The sequence below is a fragment of the Catenuloplanes niger genome (assembly GCF_031458255.1).
In the GTDB taxonomy this organism is placed as follows: domain Bacteria; phylum Actinomycetota; class Actinomycetes; order Mycobacteriales; family Micromonosporaceae; genus Catenuloplanes; species Catenuloplanes niger.
Genome location: NZ_JAVDYC010000001.1, coordinates 1,637,736 through 1,657,261, shown reverse-complemented (window position 1 = coordinate 1,657,261; position 19,526 = coordinate 1,637,736). Strand labels below are relative to the sequence as shown.

The 19,526-nt window shown below is 74.0% G+C and carries 15 protein-coding genes; 7 read left to right on the top strand and 8 right to left on the bottom strand.

What is annotated here, in order from left to right:
• Nucleotides 1-108: 108 nt before the first annotated feature.
• From J2S44_RS07235 to J2S44_RS07225, 3 genes are read left to right on the top strand one after another with little or no spacing between them, the layout of a single operon-like run.
• Nucleotides 109-483 (top strand): response regulator transcription factor, encoded by a 375-nt coding sequence (locus J2S44_RS07235; RefSeq protein ID WP_310410065.1) that lies wholly within the window; start codon nucleotides 109-111, stop codon nucleotides 481-483.
• A gap of 1 nt (nucleotide 484) precedes the next feature.
• Nucleotides 485-1,531, top strand: coding sequence for a HEAT repeat domain-containing protein (locus tag J2S44_RS07230; RefSeq protein WP_310410063.1), 1,047 nt, complete (start codon nucleotides 485-487; stop codon nucleotides 1,529-1,531).
• Nucleotides 1,528-2,967: a glycosyltransferase family 2 protein gene (locus J2S44_RS07225; protein ID WP_310410061.1), complete on the top strand. Its 1,440-nt coding sequence runs from the start codon at nucleotides 1,528-1,530 to the stop codon at nucleotides 2,965-2,967. Before J2S44_RS07230 ends, J2S44_RS07225 begins: the two co-directional genes overlap by 4 nt.
• Here the strand turns inward: J2S44_RS07225 and J2S44_RS07220 are convergent.
• From J2S44_RS07220 to J2S44_RS07210, 3 genes are all read right to left on the bottom strand, one after another.
• On the bottom strand, nucleotides 2,937-3,587 hold the full coding sequence (locus J2S44_RS07220; RefSeq protein WP_310410058.1) for a DUF3159 domain-containing protein: 651 nt from the start codon (nucleotides 3,585-3,587) through the stop codon (nucleotides 2,937-2,939). The two genes, J2S44_RS07225 and J2S44_RS07220, sit on opposite strands and share 31 nt — an antisense overlap.
• Before the next feature lie 90 nt (nucleotides 3,588-3,677).
• On the bottom strand, nucleotides 3,678-4,910 hold the full coding sequence (locus J2S44_RS07215; RefSeq protein ID WP_310410056.1) for a fatty acid desaturase family protein: 1,233 nt from the start codon (nucleotides 4,908-4,910) through the stop codon (nucleotides 3,678-3,680).
• 18 nt (nucleotides 4,911-4,928) lie between these two features.
• Nucleotides 4,929-5,999, bottom strand: a complete 1,071-nt coding sequence (locus J2S44_RS07210; protein WP_310410054.1) for a ferredoxin reductase — start codon at nucleotides 5,997-5,999, stop codon at nucleotides 4,929-4,931.
• Nucleotides 6,000-6,074: 75 nt separating this feature from the next.
• Here J2S44_RS07210 and J2S44_RS07205 point away from each other — a divergent pair, with 75 nt between their 5' ends.
• Complete coding sequence (locus J2S44_RS07205; RefSeq protein WP_310410053.1) at nucleotides 6,075-7,229, top strand: PucR family transcriptional regulator; 1,155 nt, start codon at nucleotides 6,075-6,077, stop codon at nucleotides 7,227-7,229.
• A gap of 131 nt (nucleotides 7,230-7,360) precedes the next feature.
• Here J2S44_RS07205 and J2S44_RS07200 read toward each other — a convergent pair whose 3' ends face one another.
• On the bottom strand, nucleotides 7,361-8,032 hold the full coding sequence (locus J2S44_RS07200) for a GntR family transcriptional regulator (RefSeq protein WP_310410051.1): 672 nt from the start codon (nucleotides 8,030-8,032) through the stop codon (nucleotides 7,361-7,363).
• 243 nt (nucleotides 8,033-8,275) lie between these two features.
• On the opposite strand from J2S44_RS07200, the gene J2S44_RS07195 reads away from it, so the two are divergent.
• The 3 genes from J2S44_RS07195 to J2S44_RS07185 all read left to right on the top strand — a co-directional run bounded on the left by J2S44_RS07195 (nucleotide 8,276) and on the right by J2S44_RS07185 (nucleotide 11,665).
• Nucleotides 8,276-9,850 carry a glucuronyl esterase domain-containing protein gene (locus J2S44_RS07195; RefSeq protein WP_310410049.1) on the top strand — a complete coding sequence of 525 codons (1,575 nt, stop codon included), beginning with the start codon at nucleotides 8,276-8,278 and terminating at the stop codon, nucleotides 9,848-9,850.
• A gap of 209 nt (nucleotides 9,851-10,059) precedes the next feature.
• Nucleotides 10,060-10,791: a histidine phosphatase family protein gene (locus J2S44_RS07190; RefSeq protein ID WP_310410047.1), complete on the top strand. Its 732-nt coding sequence runs from the start codon at nucleotides 10,060-10,062 to the stop codon at nucleotides 10,789-10,791.
• On the top strand, nucleotides 10,775-11,665 hold the full coding sequence (locus tag J2S44_RS07185; protein WP_310410045.1) for an NAD(P)H-hydrate dehydratase: 891 nt from the start codon (nucleotides 10,775-10,777) through the stop codon (nucleotides 11,663-11,665). Before J2S44_RS07190 ends, J2S44_RS07185 begins: the two co-directional genes overlap by 17 nt.
• Nucleotides 11,666-11,703: 38 nt before the next feature.
• On the opposite strand, the gene J2S44_RS07180 is transcribed toward J2S44_RS07185, so the two are convergent.
• The 4 genes from J2S44_RS07180 to J2S44_RS07165 all read right to left on the bottom strand — a co-directional run bounded on the left by J2S44_RS07180 (nucleotide 11,704) and on the right by J2S44_RS07165 (nucleotide 19,398).
• Nucleotides 11,704-14,025 carry a transglutaminase TgpA family protein gene (locus J2S44_RS07180; RefSeq protein WP_310410043.1) on the bottom strand — a complete coding sequence of 774 codons (2,322 nt, stop codon included), beginning with the start codon at nucleotides 14,023-14,025 and terminating at the stop codon, nucleotides 11,704-11,706.
• On the bottom strand, nucleotides 14,019-15,167 hold the full coding sequence (locus J2S44_RS07175) for a DUF58 domain-containing protein (protein WP_310410041.1): 1,149 nt from the start codon (nucleotides 15,165-15,167) through the stop codon (nucleotides 14,019-14,021). Before J2S44_RS07175 ends, J2S44_RS07180 begins: the two co-directional genes overlap by 7 nt.
• Nucleotides 15,167-16,153 (bottom strand): AAA family ATPase, encoded by a 987-nt coding sequence (locus J2S44_RS07170; protein WP_310429502.1) that lies wholly within the window; start codon nucleotides 16,151-16,153, stop codon nucleotides 15,167-15,169. The genes J2S44_RS07175 and J2S44_RS07170 overlap by 1 nt, the downstream gene beginning before the upstream one ends.
• A 569-nt stretch (nucleotides 16,154-16,722) precedes the next feature.
• Nucleotides 16,723-19,398 (bottom strand): fibronectin type III domain-containing protein, encoded by a 2,676-nt coding sequence (locus tag J2S44_RS07165; RefSeq protein WP_374727808.1) that lies wholly within the window; start codon nucleotides 19,396-19,398, stop codon nucleotides 16,723-16,725.
• Nucleotides 19,399-19,526 lie beyond the last annotated feature (128 nt).

The window sequence follows — 19,526 nt, the reverse complement described above, 5'->3', positions numbered from 1 at the left end:
GGCGGTTGCGATCGGGTGCGAACCAAGTATCGCGAAAAATCCGCACAAGGGCGGCATATCTGGTGAGATCGAGGGTAGCGGGGAGGGCCGGCCGACGGAAGGGCAAGCATGGCGCGCGTGCTGGTGGCCGAGGACGATCCGGACATCCAGCAGCTGGTCATGTACAAGCTCGGGCGGTCCGGCTTCGAGGCGATGGCGGTGTCGGACGGCCGGGCCGCGCTCGCGGCGGTCCGCCAGTTCCGCCCGCACGCGGTGCTGATCGACGTCCGCATGCCCGGCCTCAACGGCATCGAGCTGTGCCGGGAGCTGCGGCGGTCGCCGGACACCGCGAAGCTCCCGATCGTGATGATCTCCGCGCAGGGCCGCCCGCAGGACCGGGAGCTCGCCTACGCGGCCGGCTGCGACGACTACGTGATCAAGCCGTTCAGCCCGAAGGAACTGGTCGACCGCGTGCAGAAACTCCTGGTCGAGGTGCGCGCCTGACATGGTCGAGGTCGCCACCGACGCGATCGTCGTGCTGGCGGTCGTGGTGCTCGCGCTCAGCGTGCTCATCGTGATCGTCCGGGCCACGCGCCGCCTGCTGCACCGCCGCCGTGCCCGGCTGGCCGAGCGACCACGGCTCGCGCTGCTGGAGTTCGTCGCGGAGGCCGGCGCGGACGATGATGCCACGCCCCAAGCGGACGAGCTGGTGGCGATGCCGCGGCGGGAGTGGCGGGCCGCGGAACCGGGCGCGATCGCGCTGCTCGGCAAGGTCCGCGGCGAGGCGCACACCATGCTGGTGGACGTCTTCGCCCGGCGCGGCCTGATCACCGAGGAACTGGCCGACCTGACGCACCGCAGCCGGGTCCGCCGGGCCCGCGCGGCCGAGGCGCTCGGCAACCTGGAGCACCGGCCGGCCGTGCCCGCGCTGTGCGCGCTGCTCGACGACCCGCACGCGGAGGTACGGCTGGTGGCGGTGCGCGCGCTCGGCCGGATCGGCGACCCGGCGGCCGCGGTCCCGCTGCTGGACAGCCTGGCCCGGGCCGACCCGACGCCGTCCCAGCTGGTCGCCCAGTCGCTGGCGCAGCTCGGCCCGGACGCGGAACCGGCGCTGAGCTCCGCGCTGGACCACCCCGAGGCGCGGGTACGGGTCACCGCGCTGGACGCGCTCGGCCTGGTCGGCTCCGCCGCGCTGGTCGAGCCGGTGGCCCGGGTGCTGGAGCACGACCCGTCGCTGGACGTGCGCCGCGCCGCCGCGAACACGCTGGGCCGGATGGGCGGGCGGGCCGCCGTACCGCCGCTGGTCGTGGCCCTCGGGGCCGATCATCCGGACCCGCTGCGCGCGGTCGCGGCGCGGGCGCTCGGTGAGGCCGGCGCGGCCGGCGTGGCGGACGCGCTGGCCGGGCTGCTCGACGACCCCGCCTACCGGGTGGCGCACGAGGCCGCGCACGCGCTGCGCCGGGCCGGGCCGGCCGGGCTGGCCGCGCTCCGCGGTGCGGCCTCACCGCACGCGGCCGAGGCGCTGGCGGCGGCGGAGGTGGGCGGCCGATGATCGACGACTGGGCGTGGGTGCGGACCGCGATCGGGTTCGCGGACGTGTTCATCTTCGTGTATTTCGTGGCGCTGAACAGCAGCTACCTCGGGCTGCTGCTGCTGGCCGCGGCCGAGTTCTTCCGGCACCTGCGCCGGGTGCCGTTCAACGGGCTGGAGGACCTGTTCCGCAGCCCGTTGACCACGCCGGTCTCGGTGCTGATGCCGGCACGCGACGAGGGCGCCGGGATCGTGGCCGCGGTGCAGGCGATGATGGCGCTGCGCTACCCGCGGTTCGAGATCGTGGTGATCGACGACGGCTCCACCGACGACACGTTCGCGCTGCTGGAACGCGAGTTCGACCTGGTGCGGGTGCCGCGCGTGGTGCCGGACGAGGTGCCGTTCCGCGGCGCGGTGATCAGCGTGCACGTGGCCCGCGCGAACCCGGACGGCCTGATCGTGGTCCGCAAGGTCAACGGCGGCAAGGCGGACGCGCTCAACGTCGGCATCAACCTCTCCCGGCACCCGCTGGTCTGCATGGCCGACGCGGACTCGGTGCTCGACCCGGAGGCACTCCTCTCCGTGGTCAAGCCGTTCGCGGACGACCCGCTGGGCACCGCGGCGGTCGGCGGCGTGGTGCGGATCGCGAACGGCTGCGCCGTGGTCGGCGGGCGGGTGGTCGACGTCCGCATGCCGCGGCAGTGGCTGGTGCGCATGCAGATCGTGGAGTACCTGCGCGCGTTCCTGATGGGCCGCACCGGCTGGTCCCGGCTCGGCGGCCTGGTGGTCATCTCCGGCGCGTTCGGGATGTTCCGCCGCGACCTGCTGGCCGAGGTCGGCGGGATGGCCCACGACACCATCGGCGAGGATGCGGAACTGGTCGTCCGGCTGCACCACCACCTGCGGGAACGGGGCCGGCCGTACAAGGTGATCTTCGTGGCGGAGCCGGTCTCGTGGAGCGAGGCGCCGGTGACCATGCGGGTGCTCGGCCGGCAGCGCACCCGCTGGCACCGGGGCATCGCGGAGATCCTGCGCACGCACAGCGGCATGCTGCTGCGCCCGCGATACGGCCGGATCGGCATGTTCGCGCTGCCGTACTACGTGGTGTTCGAGCTGCTGGCGCCGTTCGTGGAGCTTTCCGCGCTGGTCCTGCTGCCGGCCGGGCTGCTGGTGGACGCGATCGACGTCGGCTTCGCGTGGCGGTTCGCGCTGGTCGCGTACGGCTACGGCATGCTGGTCAGCGTCGCGGCACTGCTGCTGGAGGAGGTGTCGTTCCACCGCTACCCGCGCTGGGACGACCTCGGGCGCGGGTTCCTCGCCGCGATCTTCGAGAACCTCGGGTACCGGCAGGCGCTCGCCTGCTACCAGGCGCGCGGCGCGTGGCAGGCGTGGCGGAACAAGAAGCGGGTCTGGGGTGCGATGCCGCGTCAGGGCTTCGACACGGTGCGGCCGTCCTGAGGGTGCCGCAGGCCGGGGTGGTCCGCCGGCAGCGTCCGGACCATCACCCACCAGCTCACCGCGAGGCAGGCGGCGACCAGCGGCCAGGTCAGCACGACCTGGGCGACGCCGAGCGCGAAGACCTGGTCGGCGAAGTAGAGCGGCAGGAACACGGCGAGGCGGATCACGTACTGCAGGACCCAGATCCAGCTGGCCAGGCCGTACGAGCGGAGCAGTGCCGGGTCGCGCCGCCAGCGGGTCCGCTGACCGAGCACGGCACCGACGATCACGCCGAGCAGTGGCCAGCGGGCCGCGATGCTGATCGCCCAGACCACCGCGCTGCCCGCGTTGCTGAGCAGGCGCGGCAGGAAGAAGTCGGCGCCGTTGCCGGTGTAGAGCGCGATCATCGCGGCCACCACGACGCCGAGCAGGCCGGCCAGCACCGCACCGAACCGGTCGCCGCGCCGGAGCCGGTAACCGGCGATGGCCAGGCTCACCACGATCGCGGCGGTCACGCCGACCACGATCGAGCGGCCGCCGGCCAGCCAGCCGACGACGAACGCGATCGGCGGCAGCGTCGCGTCGATCGCGCCGCGACGCCCACCGAGCAGGTCGGCGAGCGACTCCCTGTGCTGTTCCATGGTTAGGCCACCCTAACCGATCAGAACCACGCGTGGGTACGGGCTTTCGCCGTACCCACGCGGGTCCTTGGTCCTTGAATCCGGGACGGGCTAGTGCGTCGCGGTCATCGCGGTCGCGGTGACCGGAGCGGCGGTCACCGGGGCGCGCCGGGCCGACGCGTGGCCCTCGACGCGCTTGCTCGGCCGGCGCGGGGCACCGGTGCCGCGGCCGCCCTCGCGGCGCTGACGCAGGTCCTCCTTGGTGGGGAGGGCGAGGCGGAACACCTTGTACCAGGCGGAGGCGACCTGCATCGGCAGCGGGCCGGTGGTGTAGGTCAGGCCGTAGCGCTGGAACAGGTCGCGGATCCGCGGGGCGATCTCGGCGTACCGGTTGCTCGGCATGTCCGGGAACAGGTGGTGCTCGATCTGGTGCGACAGGTTGCCGGTCATGAAGTGCATGAACTTCGAGCCGCGGATGTTGGCCGAGCCGAGCATCTGGCGCAGGTACCACTCGCCGCGGGTCTCGCCCTCGATGCTGGTCTTGGAGAACGTCTCCACGCCGTTCGGGAAGTGACCGCACATGATCACCGAGTGCGTCCAGACGTTGCGGACCAGGTTCGCCGTCATGTTCGCCAGGATCGTGGTCAGGAACGACGGGCCGGACAGCGCCGGGTGGATCACGTAGTCCTTCAGCATCTGCCGGCCGATCTTCTTCAGCACCTGGCGGTACGCGGCCTTGAACTTCGGGTCCCGGCGGCGCTTCTTCGTCTTCAGGTTGCGGCCGAGCTGCAGGTCGTACGCGGCGATGCCGTACTCGAAGAAGCACATGTTGATGAAGTTGTAGAGCGGCTGGGCGAGCAGGCCCGGCGTCCACTTCTGGTCCTCGTCCACCCGCATGATGCCGTAGCCGAGGTCGTTGTCCCGGCCGACCACGTTCGTGTACGTGTGGTGGACCTCGTTGTGCGCGTGCTTCCACTGCTCGGCCGGGGACGCGTTGTCCCACTCCCAGGTGGTCGAGTGGATCTTCGGGTCACGCATCCAGTCCCACTGGCCGTGCATGACGTTGTGGCCGATCTCCATGTTCTCGATGATCTTCGCGATCGAGAGGCCCACCGTGCCGACCACCCAGGCCGGCGGGAACAGCGAGAACAGCAGCACCGCGCGGCTGCCCAGCTCCAGGCGCCGCTGCGTCGAGATGACCTTGCGGATGTACGCGGAGTCGCGCTCGCCGCGGCTGGACATGATCTCGTCGCGCAGCGCGTCCAGCTCGGCGCCGATCGCCTCGATGTCCTCCGGGGAGAGGTGGGCGACCGGGTTGACGTCCTTCTTCTCCATGACCGTCATGCGTATGTGTCCTTCCGCTCAGTGCTCGATCGCGCAGGGGCCGGCCGCTGCGGAGATACAGGTCTGGATCTGGATCGTGTCGCCCTCTTCGGCGACGATGAGCGAGCCGTCGCGCAGGTCGCGCACCACGCCCTCGCGCAGCGGCAGCACGCAGCCCATGCAGATGCCCATCCGGCAGCCGGACGGCATCAGCACGCCCGCGGCCTCGGCGGCATCCAGCAGCGGTACGTCACCGGGCGCGCTCACCGTGGTCCCGCTCTTCTGGAACGTGACGTCGCCGCCGGCGCCGTCCACCGCGAACGTGACCGGCCGGAACCGCTCGACGTGCAGGCGCTCGCCCGCGCCCGCGTCCGCCCAGTGCTTCTCCAGGTCGTCGAGCAGCTCGTTCGGCCCGCACGCCCAGGTCTCGCGCTCGGCCCAGTCCGGCACCAGCGTGGCGATCATGCTGGGGGAGAGCCGGCCCTCGACCGAGGTGGTCCGCTCGATCAGCCGAATCCGTCCCTCGGCCGCGAGATCGTCCAGTTCCGGGGTGAACAGCGCCTCCGCGGCGGTCCGGGCGGAGTGGATCACCACGACGTCGGTGAGGTCCGGCGTGCCGCGCAGCATGCCCATGATCGGGGTGACGCCGCTGCCGGCGGTGACGAAGAGGAGCTTGTCCGGCAGCTGCGCCGGCAGCGTGAACTCGCCGGCCGGCGGGTCCAGGTGCACCAGCATGCCGGGCCGCGCGTTGCGGACCAGGTGGTTGCTGACCACGCCGCCCTCGATCGCGGTGACCGTGATCTCGACGAGGCCGTCCGCCCGGTCCGGGGAGCTGGTCAGCGAGTAGTTGCGCCAGAGCCGGATGCCGTCCACGTCCACGCCGATCCGCAGGTACTGGCCGGGCTCGTGCCGGTGCCAGCCACGACCGGGGCGCAGCACCAGCGTGACCGCGCGGCCGTGCTCCGGCCGGACCTCCTCGATCCGGGCGCGCAGGATGTTCGCGTTGCGCAGCGGCGCTATCTCGTCCAGGTAGTCGCTCGGCACCAGCGGCGTCGTGACGAGTTCGACGACGCGCCAGGCGGCGGACCTGAGGCTGCGAGTTGCGGGCATAGACCAAGCATGGACGGCATGTTCGGCGAAGTCCTGACCCCGAGACGGTAGTTTCGTCGGGCATTATTGTTCGTTGTGAACAAGTCGTCGGTGTCGTCGTTCCGTTTGCCGCCCGCGGTCGTTGTCCTCCTGCGGCACGCGCTGCCCGAGGTCGCCGGCCGTACGGTCACCGCCATCACGGCCGAGGTGCCGGCCTACGCGGAGGCGTTCGCCGGGGAGATGGGCGCCAAGATCGAAGGGGCGGTCCGGGCCGCGCTCGCCATGTTCCTGAACCTGATCGCCCGCGTGGAGCACGCCGACCCGGCCCGCGGCGCCCCGATGGAGCCGGCGCTGGAGGGCGCGTACGCGCTGGGTCGCGGCGAGGCGAAGTACGGCCGCAGCCTCGACGCGCTGCTCGCCGCCTACCGCGTCGGCGCGCGCGTGGCCTGGCGGGACATGGCGCGGATCAGCGTCGAGGCCGGCGTCGACGCGCTCACCGTCACCGAGTTCGCCGAGCTGGTCTTCGCCTACATCGACGAGCTCTCCGCGGCCAGCGTCGCCGGGCACGCGGACGAGCTGGCCTCCACGGTCCGCGCCCGCCGCCGCAACCTGGAACGGCTCGGCCGCGCGCTGATCGAGGCGGAACCCCCGCACGCGCTGGTCGCGGCCGCCGAGGCGGCCGAATGGGCGCCGCCGGGCACGCTCACCGCGGTGCTGCTGCCGGAACGCGCCGTCGGCAACCTGATCGACCTGCTCGACCCGCGCACGCTGCACGTCGACGCGGACGGCGAACGCGCGGTGCTGCTCGTCCCGGAGGCCCACGGCGCCGGCCGCGCACACCTGATCCGGCTGCTCGCCGGCCGCGAGGTGGTGGTCGGGCCGGCCCGGCCGTGGGAGCGCGCGGCCGAGTCGTACGCGCGGGCGGACCGGGCGCTCGCGATGGGGCTGTCCGGCGACACGGAGGAGCATCTCGTCGCGCTGCTGCTCGGCGCGGACCCCGGCGCGCTGGCCGACCTGCGCGCCCGGGCGCTGGCCCCGCTGGCGGGCGAGGGTGAGGCGTCCAGGGCGAAGCTCGCCGACACGCTCCGCAGCTGGCTCCGTCACCAGGGCCGCCGCGAGGAGATCGCGGCCGAGCTGTTCGTCCACCCGCAGACCGTCCGCTACCGGGTGACCCGCCTCCGCGAGCTCTACGGCGACCGGCTTCGCGACCCGGACTGGCTGGTCATGCTCACCGTCGCCCTCGCGGCCTGACCGCGCGGGTCCCCGGTGACCACGGCGCGATGTGCGCCGGCGGCCGGTGCCGGCGGGTGACCACGCCGGGCGCGGGAAGACCGGTTCTCGGGCGGCCGGCGGTTCCGGCGGCCCGCGGCGCGGCGGCCCCGCTACGGCAGGTGCGCCAGCAGGCCGCGGTGCGCGCGCGTGACGTGCTCCTCGGCGGTGCGGGCGAGCGTGTCGCGGTCGCCGGAGCGGATCAGCGTGGCCAGCTCGCGGTGCTCGTCGACGACGCGGGCGCGGTAGTGGGTGAAGCCGAGCGCGACGCGGCGCAGCTGGAAGAGGTAGACCTGGGAGCGGACCGCGCGCCACGCCTCGGTCAGCCGGCGGTTGCCGGCCGCGACGTAGACCGCGTCGTGGAACGCGATGTCCAGCGACACCAGGCGGGGCCCGGCCGGGTTGCCGGCGATCTCCGCGGCCATCGCGCCGACCAGTGAGTCCAGCTCGCCGAGCTGGACCTCGGTGGCGGTGTCCCGCGCGGTGACCGCGGCGAGCCGGTCGAGCGCGGCGCGGACCGCGTAGACCTCGCGCACGTCCTCCGGCGTGATCTCGATGACCGTGGTGCCCCGGTGCCAGGCGCTGCGCACCAGGCCCTCACGCTCCAGGATCCACAGTCCCTCCCGCACGGAGCCGCGGCTGACGCCGAGGGTCGTGGCGAGCTCGACCTCGCGGAGCGCGCCGCCGGGCGGCACCTCGCCCGCGAAGATGGCCTCGCGGATGCGGTCGGCGGACTCGTCGGCGAGGCCGCGCCGGCCGGTCCGGTGGAGCGCGGGAGACGTCATGCCGGAAGCCCTTCGCACCGCGGACGAGTCGTAGGCGCCAATGTTGACATTTGGGCGACGCCGGGGCAAGCCGGGCGGGCCGTCACCCCCGGAAGGGGTCGGTGGCGCTGCCGGAAGATTTCCGGAAGGCGTTTTCTCGCATTGACAGGTGACGATGTGCACATCGAGACTGTGGTGGCAACGCATCGAGAAGCTTCGATCAGCTGCGACTTTCGGCACGTTACCGGAAGGAGTTCCCACCACATGATCGTCAAGAGAGTGCTGATCCTGGTCGCGGTGCTCGGGCTCTGCTTCGTCGCGGTGCCGCGGCCGGCGTTCGCGGCACCGGTCGAGGACGAGGGCGCGAACTGCCCGATCGGTCAGGGCACGGTCGCCGCCGACAGCCGGCTGCCCGACCCGTTCACCCGGATCGACGGCACGCGCATCACCTCCCGGTCCGACTGGCGCTGCCGGCGCGCGGAGATCAAGGACCAGGCCGAGCGGTACGTGTACGGCGAGAAGCCCGCGCGGCCGGCCTCGGTCACCGGCACGGTCAGCCGGACCGGCATCACGGTGAACGTCGCCGAGGGCGGGCGCAGCGCGTCGTTCTCGGCCGGCGTGGACCTGCCCGCCGGCACCGGGCCGTTCCCGGCCGTCGTGGTGATCGGCGGGTTCGGCGCGGACACCGCCGCGATCAAGGCGGCCGGCGCCGCGGTGATCACCTACGACCCGCTCGCGGTCGGCCGCGAGGGCACGCCGCGCACCAACAAGCAGGGCGCGTTCTACAGCCTCTACGGGGCGTCCAGCAGCACCGGCATCCTGCTCGCCTGGGCGTGGGGCGTCAGCCGGATCATCGACGTGCTGGAACAGTCCGGCGGCACCGTGCTGCGCGCGGACGCGACCGGCGTCACCGGCTGCTCCCGCTACGGCAAGGGCGCGTTCGTCACCGGCGCGTTCGACCAGCGGATCGCGCTCACCATGCCGGTCGAGTCCGGCAGCGGCGGCACGCCGATCTTCCGGGGGATACCGGGGGAGAACGGGGCGCAGCCGCTGAGCAGCGCGTACGGCGAGCAGCCGTGGCTCGGCGACGCGTTCGGCTCGTACACCGGGAACCCGGCCGGCCTGCCGATCGACACGCACTCCGTGGTGGGGATGATCGCGCCGCGCGGCCTGTTCATCATGGACAACCCGCACATCGCGTGGCTGGCCGCGCGGTCGTCCAGCGTCGCGGCGCTCGGCGGCGCCGAGGTCTACCGCGCGCTCGGTGCGCCGGAGGCGATCTCCTACTGGTCCGACGTGTCCGACGGGACGCACTGCGCCACCCGGTCCGAGTGGCGGGCGCCGCTGCAACAGAGCATCCAGCGGTTCCTCGTGGGTACGGGCAGCGCGCCGGGCGTCTTCCGGATCTCCAGCCGCGCCGCGGGCAACCTGGCGGAGTGGCGGACCTGGCAGACGCCGACGCTGACCGCCGGCACGTCGTCGCCCACGCCGTCGGTCCCGCCGTCCGCGTCGCCCTCCCCGTCGCCCTCGCCCTCGTCGCCCGGCGCGGGCGGCTGCGCCGCGACCGTCTCGGTCAACCAGTGGAACGGCGGGTTCGTGGCCACCGTGCGGGTCGCGGCCGGCGGCGCGGCGATCGGCGGCTGGACCGTGTCGGTGACGCTGCCCGGCGGCGCGGCCGTGACCAGCACGTGGAACGCGACCGCGTCCGGCACCGGTGGCGCGGTCGGATTCACGAACGTCGCGTGGAACGGCGCGGTCCCGGCCGGCGGCGCGACGGAGTTCGGCTTCCAGGGCACCGGCAGCGGCTCCGGCCTGACGCCGTCCTGCGCGGCCCGATAGGTCTCCGGGCCGGGCGGCCCATCCCACCGTGATCCGCCCGGCCCGGTCCCCGCCCTCGCTCGCCGGCCCGGGTCCTCGGGCGGTTCCCGGGACGGCCTCGGCACCGGTCCCGGGCCGGCCCCCGATGCGGTCCCCGGACCGGCCGGGGGCGCGGCCCGGGGCCGGTTCGGGCCGGTTTCCGGATCGTGCCGAGGGGTAAGCCACGGTGCGTGGACGAAGTGAGCTGGCTGGGCGTGGTCCGGCACGGGGAGAGCACCGGGAACGTCGCGGCCGCGCGCGCGGAGCAGTCCGGTGAAGAGGTCATCGACATCCCGGAACGCGACGCGGACGTGCCGCTCTCGCCGACCGGGCGGGAGCAGGCCGCCGCGGTCAACCAGTGGATCGGCGACCTGCCCGCGGACCGGCGGCCCACGGTCGCGGTGGTCTCGCCGTACCTGCGCGCCCGGCAGACCGCGGAGCTGGCCCTGGCCGGCGTCGACGCGCGCACCTGGGTGGACGAGCGGCTGCGCGACCGCGAACTCGGCATCCTGGACCTGCTGACCGGCAAGGGCGTCCGCGCCCGGCACCCGGAGGAGGCGGAGCGCCGCGCGCGCCTCGGCAAGTTCTACTACCGGCCGCCGGGCGGCGAGTCCTGGGCCGACGTCGCGCTGCGGCTGCGCAGCCTGCTCGGCGACCTGCGCCGCGACCACGCCGGCGACCGGGTGATCCTCTTCGCTCACGAGGCGATCGTCTACCTGCTGCGCTACCTGCTCGAGGAGATCTCCGAACCGGACCTGGTCACGCTGGCCCGGGACGGCGAGGTCGGCAACTGCTCGATCACCAGCTGGGTCGCCGGCGACGACGGCCGGCTCGGGCTGGAGGACTTCGCCGTCGTCCACCACCTGCACCGCGAGGGTGCCACCCCGACCAGCGAGGAGGGCGTCGATGCCGAACCGGTCTGAGCCCGCGGACGTCATCACCCCCCGGGTGCTGCGCGACTGGCAGCTCCCGGTCCCGGTCGGCGGCAAGGACGCGCGCGGCACCGTGCTCGTCGTCGGCGGCTCCCGCTTCACACCCGGCGCGGTGCTGCTGGCCGGCGTGGCCGCGCTGCGGGCCGGCGCCGGTGTGCTGCAGCTCGCCGTCGCGGAGTCGACCGCGGCCGCGCTCAGCATCTCGGTGCCGGAGGCGCTGGTCATCGGCCTGACCGAGACGTCCGGCGGATCGGTCGAGGGCCGGTGCGGCGAACGCCTCGGCGCGCTCGCGGCGGAGGCGCGCGTGATCGCGGTCGGCCCCGGCCTGGACGACGTGGACGAGACGATGCGGCTGCTCCGCGGCCTGCTGGACGCGGCCGGCCCGGAGACGGTGTTCGTGCTGGACGCGTACGCGCTCGGCGCGCTCAGCCAGGAACCCGGCCTGATCCGCGAGTCCGGCCGCACCGCCGTGCTCACCCCGAACCTGACCGAGGCCCGCATCCTGCTCGGCCACGACGTCGGCGAGGACCTGGACGACACGGCCGCGGAGCTGGCCGAGAAGTACGGCGCGGTGGTGTCCATGTACGGGCACATCGCGTCCCGCCCGTCCGCGGACGGCACGGTGCGGCGCTGGCGGGAGGAGTCCGCGGACGCCGGTCTCGGCACGTCGGGCAGTGGCGACGTGCGCACCGGCATCGTCGCCGGGCTGCTCTCCCGCGGCGCGGAACCGGACCAGGCGGCGTGCTGGGCGGCCTGGGCGCACGCGACCGCCGGGCAGCGGCTGATCCCGGCACACGGCCGGATCGGCTTCCTGGCCCGCGAACTGCTCGACGAGATCGGCCCGTCCCTCGCGATGCTCCAGTAGCGACGGCCGGCGGCCGGCGGCGCGTGCTCCGGCGCCGGTCAGCGGCGCTTCCCGGCCCAGCGGAGCGGGCCGGGGTGCACCGACCAGAGCAGGCGGCGCCACCACGGGCGGTGGGCGCGCAGCGCGGTGACGTACGCGGCCGCCTGCGTACCGGCGTGGTCCGCCTGGGTCTGATCGATGTCGTCCGGGGCGAACGCGTCCCGGTTCATCAGCTCGGCCAGGTCGTCCAGCGGCGGTGCGGCCGTGCGCAACGCGGGCTTCCGGACCCGCTCGGCCGCGCGGGCGGCGGCCTCCGCGGCGTGCCCGGCGAACTCCGTCGCCGTCAGGTCCGGCGGTGGTGGGCTGCCGGCCAGCCGCAGCGCGTCGCCGACCTCCAGCCACGCGCCGGCCACCCGGTCCCGTGGGTCGGCCGCGTGCAAGCGCCGCCGGGTCAGCGCGCGCCGCATGGTCAGCAGCGCGATCACCAGGCCGGCCAGGACGAGCAGCACGGTGCCGGAGACACCGCCCGCGATGATCACCCGGGTGCGGCCCGTGCCGGACCGGGACTCGGCCAGGACGTCGCCGGCGGAGGCGCCGGCGGTCGGCGCGACGGACGGGGTCGGCGCGTCCGTGGGCGGTTCCTCGGACTTCTCCGGCTCGGGCCGGAAGTCCTCCTCGACCGGGCGCGGCTCGGTGTCCGGCTGCGGCATCGGGTTGAACGACACCCACCCGACGCCGTCGAACAGCACCTCCGGCCAGGCGAACGCGTCCGCGCCACGCACCGCGACCGGCCCGCCCGCGGCCGAGGCGGACGGCGTGCCGGCGGCGGACGGCGCACCGGTCACCGGCGGCGCACCGGCCGGGCGCGGCGCGAAGCCGACGACCACCCGGGACGGCAGGCCGAGCAGCCGGGCCAGCACCGCGAACGACGCCGCGAACTGCTCCGACGTGCCCTCCTGACCGCCCGCGTTGCGCGGGCCGAACAGGAAGAAACCCAGGTTGGGGTACGCGTGCCCGCTGGCCGCGTCCGCCGCCACCCGGTAGTGCGTGGCCAGGAACTGTTCGATCGCCACCGCCCGGTCGTACGGTGCGCCGTTCTCCTCGCCGAGCTGGTCGGCGAGCTGCCGCAGCTGCTCCGGGACGCCGTCCGAGACGGTCAGCAGCCGGGCCACGTCCGGGCCGCCGGGCACGTCCGCGACCGGCAGCCCGCTCAGGTCCAGCCGCTCCCGCGCGGACGTCACCGTGTAGGTCAGCCCGGCCGTGAGGCCCTCCGGGCGGATCAGCGTGCCGGACTCCGCGTCGTAGGCGACTCGGGTGCCCTCCACGCCGGACGGCGTCGGCACGGCCGGGAGCAGCCGGCCGGACAGGTCCGCGATGGTGAGCCGCTGCACGGCCTGTTCCACGGTCGCGCCGGGCGGCGGCGGGTCCGTGGGCAGCACCCGGCCCGCGGCCCGGTACGTCGCGCCCACCTTCCAGGTCACACCGTCGTAGTCGTTCAGCACGGCCAGCCGGACGAGCGGCAGCCCGTCGCCCTCCAGCGGCGTCACGTCGAACAGGTGCTGGTCCGGGTTCAGCGCCCAGCCGGAGATCCGGTTCAGCGGGCTCTCGTCCAGGCTGTCCACCTGCGGCGGCTCGACGTACCGGCGCGGGTCGACCGGGGTCGCGGTGACCACGCCGGCGATCCGGGGCGCGCCCGCGAAGACCAGCGCCAGCAGCACGGTCAGCGCGACGACCGGCCCGATCAGGCGGCGCAGGCGGCCGGCCGGCTCCGCGTCCGACGCGGTCGCCACGGTCCGCGGTGCCGTCCGGGGAGCGGCCCGGCCCGGCGCGGTGACCAGGCCGAGCACGGCCAGCGCCACGAAGCCGAGCGTGGGCGGGAGCGCGGCGTCCGCGTTCGGCCCGACCACGTAGAGCGTGCCGGCGAACAGCGTGACCGGCGCGGTGTAGCCGAGCAGCACCCAGCCGGCCCGGCCGGACACCTCGCTCGCGGCCAGCCCGGCCAGCCACGCCCCGACCAGCGGGATGACCAGCGTGTCCGGCGTCGGCTCGACCGGGATCATGGCGGTGAGCATGCGCGGGATGCCGTTGCGGGCCGCGTCCACCAGCACCTGGGCGAGCGGTGCGTCCAGCTCGGCGCGCCGCGCGGCGATCCGGAGCAGGAGCACGGTGTATCCGGCCAGCGCCAGCACGGACAGCGGCGCGACGGTCCAGGACGGCAGGCGGCGGACCGCGGTGGAGATCGCGACGCTGAGCACGGCCGCGCCCGCGACCGCCTGCGGCAGCAGCGGCCCGGAGTAGACCCGGCCGAGCAGCACACCGCAGAGCGCGATCATGCCGATCAGCGCGACCGGGAGCCCGGCCGCGCGCACCATCCTCACCATCCGGACGCGCCGTTCCACTCCGCGGCGAACGCGTCGCCGTCCTCCGCGTTGATCACGAGTAGGCCCGCACCCGGGCCGGACGGGTGCTCGCCCCGCACGCCGAGCAGCGCCGCGACCAGCACCGGGTACGCCTGGCGCACGGTGCCCAGCTGGCCCAGGTCGTCGCGGCCGCCCGGTCCGGTGACGAAGATCAGCGTGTCGCCGAGGCGCTGCTGCCGCAGGCGGGTGGTCGCGGTCCGGAACGTCTCGCCGTCCGCCGGGTGCAGCTCCGCCGCGGTCAGCGTGTCCAGGTGACTGAGCCCGGCCTCCTCCGCGCCGCTGACCAGGTGCATCGTCACCGGCAGGTCCTCTCGCGCGGCCGCGGCCACGATCGACGCGGCGGCCTCGCAGGCGGCCTCGAAGCTGGCCGACTGCCCGTCCGCGAGCGGCGTGTGCGAGCCGGCCCGGTCGTCCAACAGCACCACCAGGCGCGGCAGGCTGGTGTCCAGCTGCTCGCGGACCATCAGCTCGCCCATCTTCGCGGTCGAGCGCCAGTGCACCCGGCGGAGATCGTCGCCGATCACGTACTCGCGCAGCGTGTCGAACGTGATCGAGCCCTGCGGCACCCGGTCCGACCGGCCGTCCAGGCTGCGGGTGACGCCGGCCGGGACCGCGCTCAACGGCAGGATGCGCGGGTGCACCCAGACGGTGACGGTGTCACCGTGCGCCTGCGCGAGCCGGACCAGGCCCAACGGGTCCGCGCGGGTCACCCGCAGCGGCCCGACCGGGATCCGGCCGCGCCGGTGCGTCGGCACCGGGTAGGTCACCGTGGTGTCCCGGCCGGCGCGCAGCCGCAGCGGCGGCACCTCGACCGGGCGGCCGGCGCACGAGTCGGCCGCGGTGAGCGTGGCCGAGCGGCGGCGGGCCGCGTTCCGCAACGTGAGGACCATCGTGGACGGCTCGCCACGCGGCACCCGGTCCGGATCCGCGACCCGGGACAGCGACAGCCGCGGCCGCCACGCCACGAACAGCACGGCCCAGAGCACGGCGAGCAGGCCGGCGCCGCCGAGCACGGCGAGCTCCGGGTAGCCGAACCGGAGACCGGCCGCCAGCAGCACGCCGGCGCCGGCGGTCAGGCCGAGGCCGCGCAGGGTGGCGCGCATCAGGCCTGCGTGCCGCCGCCGGGCAGCGGCACCGGGACCGCGCGCAGCGCGTCGGCCACCACGTCGTCCGCGGTCGTGCCGCGCAGCGCCGCCTCCGGCGTGAGCAGCACGCGATGCGCGAAGACCGGTCCGATCAGCGCCTTCAGGTCCTCGGGCAGGATCCAGGCCCGACCCTCCATCAGCGCGTACGCGCACGCGGCCCGGGTCAGCGCGATCACGCCGCGCGGGCTCACGCCGATCCGCACCCGCGGGTCCTGACGGGTCGCGGCGGCCAGGCGCACCGCGTACGCGTACAGCGGGTCCGCGATGTGCACCCGCTGCGCCATCTTGATCATTTCGGCGACGATGGACGTGTCCGCGATCGGCGGCAGGCTCTCCGGCGAGCGTACGTTCGCGCCGCGCAGCACCTCGATCTCGACGGACTCGTCCGGGTAGCCGACGGACAGCTTCACCAGGAACCGGTCCAGCTGCGCCTCCGGGAGACGGTAGGTGCCGTCCATCTCCACCGGGTTCTGCGTGGCGACGACCAGGAACGGGCGCGGCACCGGGTGCGGCACGCCGTCGACCGTGACCGTGCGCTCCTCCATCACCTCGAGCAGCGCGGACTGCGTCTTCGGCGAGGCGCGGTTGATCTCGTCGGCGATCACGATGTTCGCGAAGACCGGGCCGGGGTGGAACTCGAACGCGCGGGTGGCCTGGTTGAAGATCGTGACGCCGGAGACGTCCGCGGGCAGCAGGTCCGGCGTGAACTGGATGCGCCGCCACTGGCCGTGCACGGACGCGGCGATCGCCCGGGCCAGCGTGGTCTTGCCGACGCCGGGCACGTCCTCCAGCAGCACGTGGCCCTGCGCGAACAGCGCGGTCAGCGCGAGCCGGATCAGCTCCGGCTTGCCCAGCACCACGGTGCCGATGCTGGCCGCCAGCTGGTTCGCGATGTTCGCGAAGCCCTGCACCTGCTGCTGCGACAACGGTCCCTCGGTCGCCACCGGCTGCGCCGCGACCGGACCGGCCGGGGCCGGCTGCACGGCCGGCGAGGTCGTCGCCGACGCGTTCATCGTGGGCGCGGGGTTCATCGCTGGCGCGGGGTTCATCGCGGGCGGGTGCATGCCGGGCGGGTTCATCGTGGGCGGCGACGGGGTCGCGATCGGGGGAGCGGGCGGCGCCGGCAGGGTGGCGGCGCCGGAGGACTGCGCCGCGCCGTAACCCTGGCCCGTGCCGCCGTAGGGGTAGCCGCCGGAACCCTGCCCGGTCGTCTCCGCGGTGCCGGACTGCCCGTACTGACCGCCGTACTGCCCGCGGTCGTACTGGTCGCCGCGGTCGTACTGCTCGTACTGCCCGCCGGACTGTTGCCCGCCGGGACCGCCGGACGTGACGGCGGGCAGCAGGCCGGTCGGCGCCTCCGACGACGACGGGTACGACGAGCCGGCGCCGTAGTGGCCGCCCTGCTCGTAGCCGTCGTCGTAGGAGTTGCTGCCGGCGTAGCCGTTGGTGTGCGGCGGTGCGGTCGTCATCGGGACGGGCTCATCTCGGTTGCGTTCCATGAATGTGCGGTGAGTCAGCAGTTCGGCAGCGGGCCGGTCGAGTTGATGCCGTGCCCCTCGAGGTTGAACCAGGCGAACGAGATGTAACCCGTGGTACCGCCGTAGTTGACCTTGATCCAGATGTTCGTCGGGTCGACCTTGCCCTTGTTGTAGACGTACTGGCTGATGCTCTGGCCGGTGGTCTTGCAGATCGCGGAGAGCCGCTGGTTCTGACCCGCCCGCCCGACCAGCGTGCCCTTGTCCTTCGGCTCGGTCCAGACCTGGCGGCCGTTGTCCTTGTCGTTGCACCAGGTGCGCTGCGCCGGGTCGTTCGCGCCGGTGTTGTTGTTGCAGACCGCCAGCCCGTAGACCGCGCTCGTGGTCTTGGTGACGGAGTCCGCGCCGTTACCTGCCTTGTTCGTCGCGGTCATCGTGAACGCGTACTCCGTGCTCGGCGACAGGTCTCCCAACGTCAACGAGGCGCAGCCGCCCTTGACCGACTTGTTCCCGGTGGCCAGCACGCACTCGACGGTGCCGCCACCCGCGTCCACGGTCGCCTTCACCGTCACCTCGGTCTGTGTGACGGTCGCGCCGGTGATGGTGATCTTCGGCTTCGCGACCGTGCGGGCTGACGCGGAGGCCGGCTTGCCCTCGCCGGCCTCGTTGACGGCCACCACCGTGACGTTCACGAGCGCCCCGTTGCCGAAACCGGTCAGCTTCGCGGACGTGCCGCCGGCCGCGACCTCCGAGGTCTTGTCGCCGGCGGTCACCACGTACTTCGTGATCGGTCGGCCGTTCTCCGCCGGGGCGGTCCAGGTGACCGTGATCGCGCCGGCCTCACCCGCGACCGTGGCCGCGTCCAGGCCCTCCGGCGCCTCCGGCACGGTGAACGGCACCACCGTCTCGCTCGGCGGGGACGCCTTGGACGAGCCACCGCGCTCGTTGGTCGAGGTGACCGTGAACGCGTACTGCGTGCCGTACTCCAGCTCGCCGGCCGCGACCACCAGTTCGGTGCCGTCCGCCTGGCCGACCAGCGTGGTGGCGCCGGCCGCGATCGCGTTCACCGCGTACGACTTGATCTTCAGGCCCTGGCCGTTCGCCTCCGGCCAGGTGATCTTCACGGTGCCGTCCGGCTGGGCGGCCGCGGTGACCTTCTCCGGCGCGTCCGGCACCTCGGAGGTGGGGACCGCCGGGTTCGACTTCGCCTTCGGGCCCTCGCCCTCGCTGTTCACCGCGTACACCGTGAACTGGTACGTCTCGCCGTTGGTCAGGCCGTCGACCTGCAGCGAACGCTGGTCCGCGCCGACCTGCCAGGTCTTGTCCGCGCCCTCCACGACGTACTTCGTGACGGGTGCGCCGTTGGACGCGGCCGGCTTCCAGCTCAACCGGATCTGCGCGTTGCCGGCCGCCGCGGTCACCTGCTTGGGCGGGCCCGGCTTGCCGACCTGCGGCTTCGCGGGCGGCGGCGGGGGCGGCGGCGCCTCCTTCGGCGGGTCGCCGCCGAGCACGTCGTTCGCGTACTTGTCGACCGTCTTCACCTGGTGGCCGTCGTCCACGACCTGCGCGGCCGCCGAGTTCGGCGCGTTGATGAACAGGTGGTTCTCGCGGACCTCCAGCTCCAGCTCGCCGTTCGCCCCCGCGACCGTGAACGTGCTGGTCCGCGCGCCGGACTCGTCCAGCACGTGGACCACGCCGGTGCCCTCCTCCGGCACGTAGAACCGGCCCGCCCAGGCCACGGCCGGGCGCAGCGGCGCGCCGTCACCCGGCACCGCGAACTCGGTCACCACGCCGGTGTCGGAGACCACGTAGACCTTGCGGTCGTCGCCGACCGTCACCGGGATCTGCGTGCCGTTGGTGCGCTCCGGCAGCAGGCCGACGCCGGTCAGCGGCAGCGTCACCGGCAGCGGCTGCGCCTCGCCCCGAACCATGGTCAGCGTGTTCGTGGTGCGGTCCAGCACGGCCACGCCGTTGTCCAGCGCGGTCAGCGCCAGGTCGTGGCTGGGCGCGGCGACACCGTGCGTGCGGACCAGCTTCGGCCCGCCCGCGCCCTGGCCGCCGGCCTCGGCGTCGTCGGCCCGGTCGCCCTCGTTGTCGCCGATCGGGGCCGGCGTGATCGCGGAGACCGTGCCCTCGGACGGGACCGCGATCCACAGCCGGCTCTCGCCGTCGAACGTGCCGCCCGCGATGCCCGGCGGGTAGCGCACCGGCTCACCGACCGGCTCCAGCGTCTGCGGGTCGAGCTGGCGGACCTCGCCCTGCACGGAGTCGACGATGAACGCGGCCTCCTCGTCCAGCGCGACGGTGACGCCGACACCGGCCGTGGTCTGCGCGGTCGCGACCGTCTGCAGCGACGTCAGGTCCAGCGAGCTGACCAGGCCGGTGTTCAGGTCCCGCATGATCAGGAAGCGGTCGGTCTGGCTGACCTGCATCGGGTGGCCGGCCGCGCCGGCGACCGCGAACCGGGTGTCCACCCGGCCGGTCACGCCGTTCGCCCGGGCCAGCTCACCCTTGGACTTGCTCCACAGCCAGGAGGCGGCGTCGAAGCTGGCCACCGCCTGGTCCGCGGCGCCGAGCCCGAGCACGGTCGCGGCCATGCCGGCGACCAGCGCCGCCACCGTGCCGATCGTCACCAGGCCCCCGGGCGTACGCAGTCGCTTCCTGCGCCCCGGTGGTGGCTCGATGGTGCCCGGCGTCGCTTGGGTGGTGACCACAACTCTCCCCGTTACGCGTCGTCCACTGCCGATGCCTCACCCCGGGTAACGGCATCGGAACAAACCGTGTAATGCCCGTGTGAGCTGGGCGGGTACCGACCGGGAGAGAGACGCGAGTCATCTTATGG

Coding starts and splice junctions, on each gene's coding strand:
- J2S44_RS07220 (WP_310410058.1), bottom strand. CDS start 3,587: ATGGAACAGCACAGGGAGTCGCTCGCCGACCTGCTCGGTGGGCGTCGC.
- J2S44_RS07175 (WP_310410041.1), bottom strand. CDS start 15,167: ATGCGCGCCACCCTGCGCGGCCTCGGCCTGACCGCCGGCGCCGGCGTG.
- J2S44_RS07230 (WP_310410063.1), top strand. CDS start 485: ATGGTCGAGGTCGCCACCGACGCGATCGTCGTGCTGGCGGTCGTGGTG.
- J2S44_RS07195 (WP_310410049.1), top strand. CDS start 8,276: ATGATCGTCAAGAGAGTGCTGATCCTGGTCGCGGTGCTCGGGCTCTGC.
- J2S44_RS07215 (WP_310410056.1), bottom strand. CDS start 4,910: ATGACGGTCATGGAGAAGAAGGACGTCAACCCGGTCGCCCACCTCTCC.
- J2S44_RS07185 (WP_310410045.1), top strand. CDS start 10,775: ATGCCGAACCGGTCTGAGCCCGCGGACGTCATCACCCCCCGGGTGCTG.
- J2S44_RS07210 (WP_310410054.1), bottom strand. CDS start 5,999: ATGCCCGCAACTCGCAGCCTCAGGTCCGCCGCCTGGCGCGTCGTCGAA.
- J2S44_RS07225 (WP_310410061.1), top strand. CDS start 1,528: ATGATCGACGACTGGGCGTGGGTGCGGACCGCGATCGGGTTCGCGGAC.
- J2S44_RS07235 (WP_310410065.1), top strand. CDS start 109: ATGGCGCGCGTGCTGGTGGCCGAGGACGATCCGGACATCCAGCAGCTG.
- J2S44_RS07200 (WP_310410051.1), bottom strand. CDS start 8,032: ATGACGTCTCCCGCGCTCCACCGGACCGGCCGGCGCGGCCTCGCCGAC.
- J2S44_RS07180 (WP_310410043.1), bottom strand. CDS start 14,025: ATGGTGAGGATGGTGCGCGCGGCCGGGCTCCCGGTCGCGCTGATCGGC.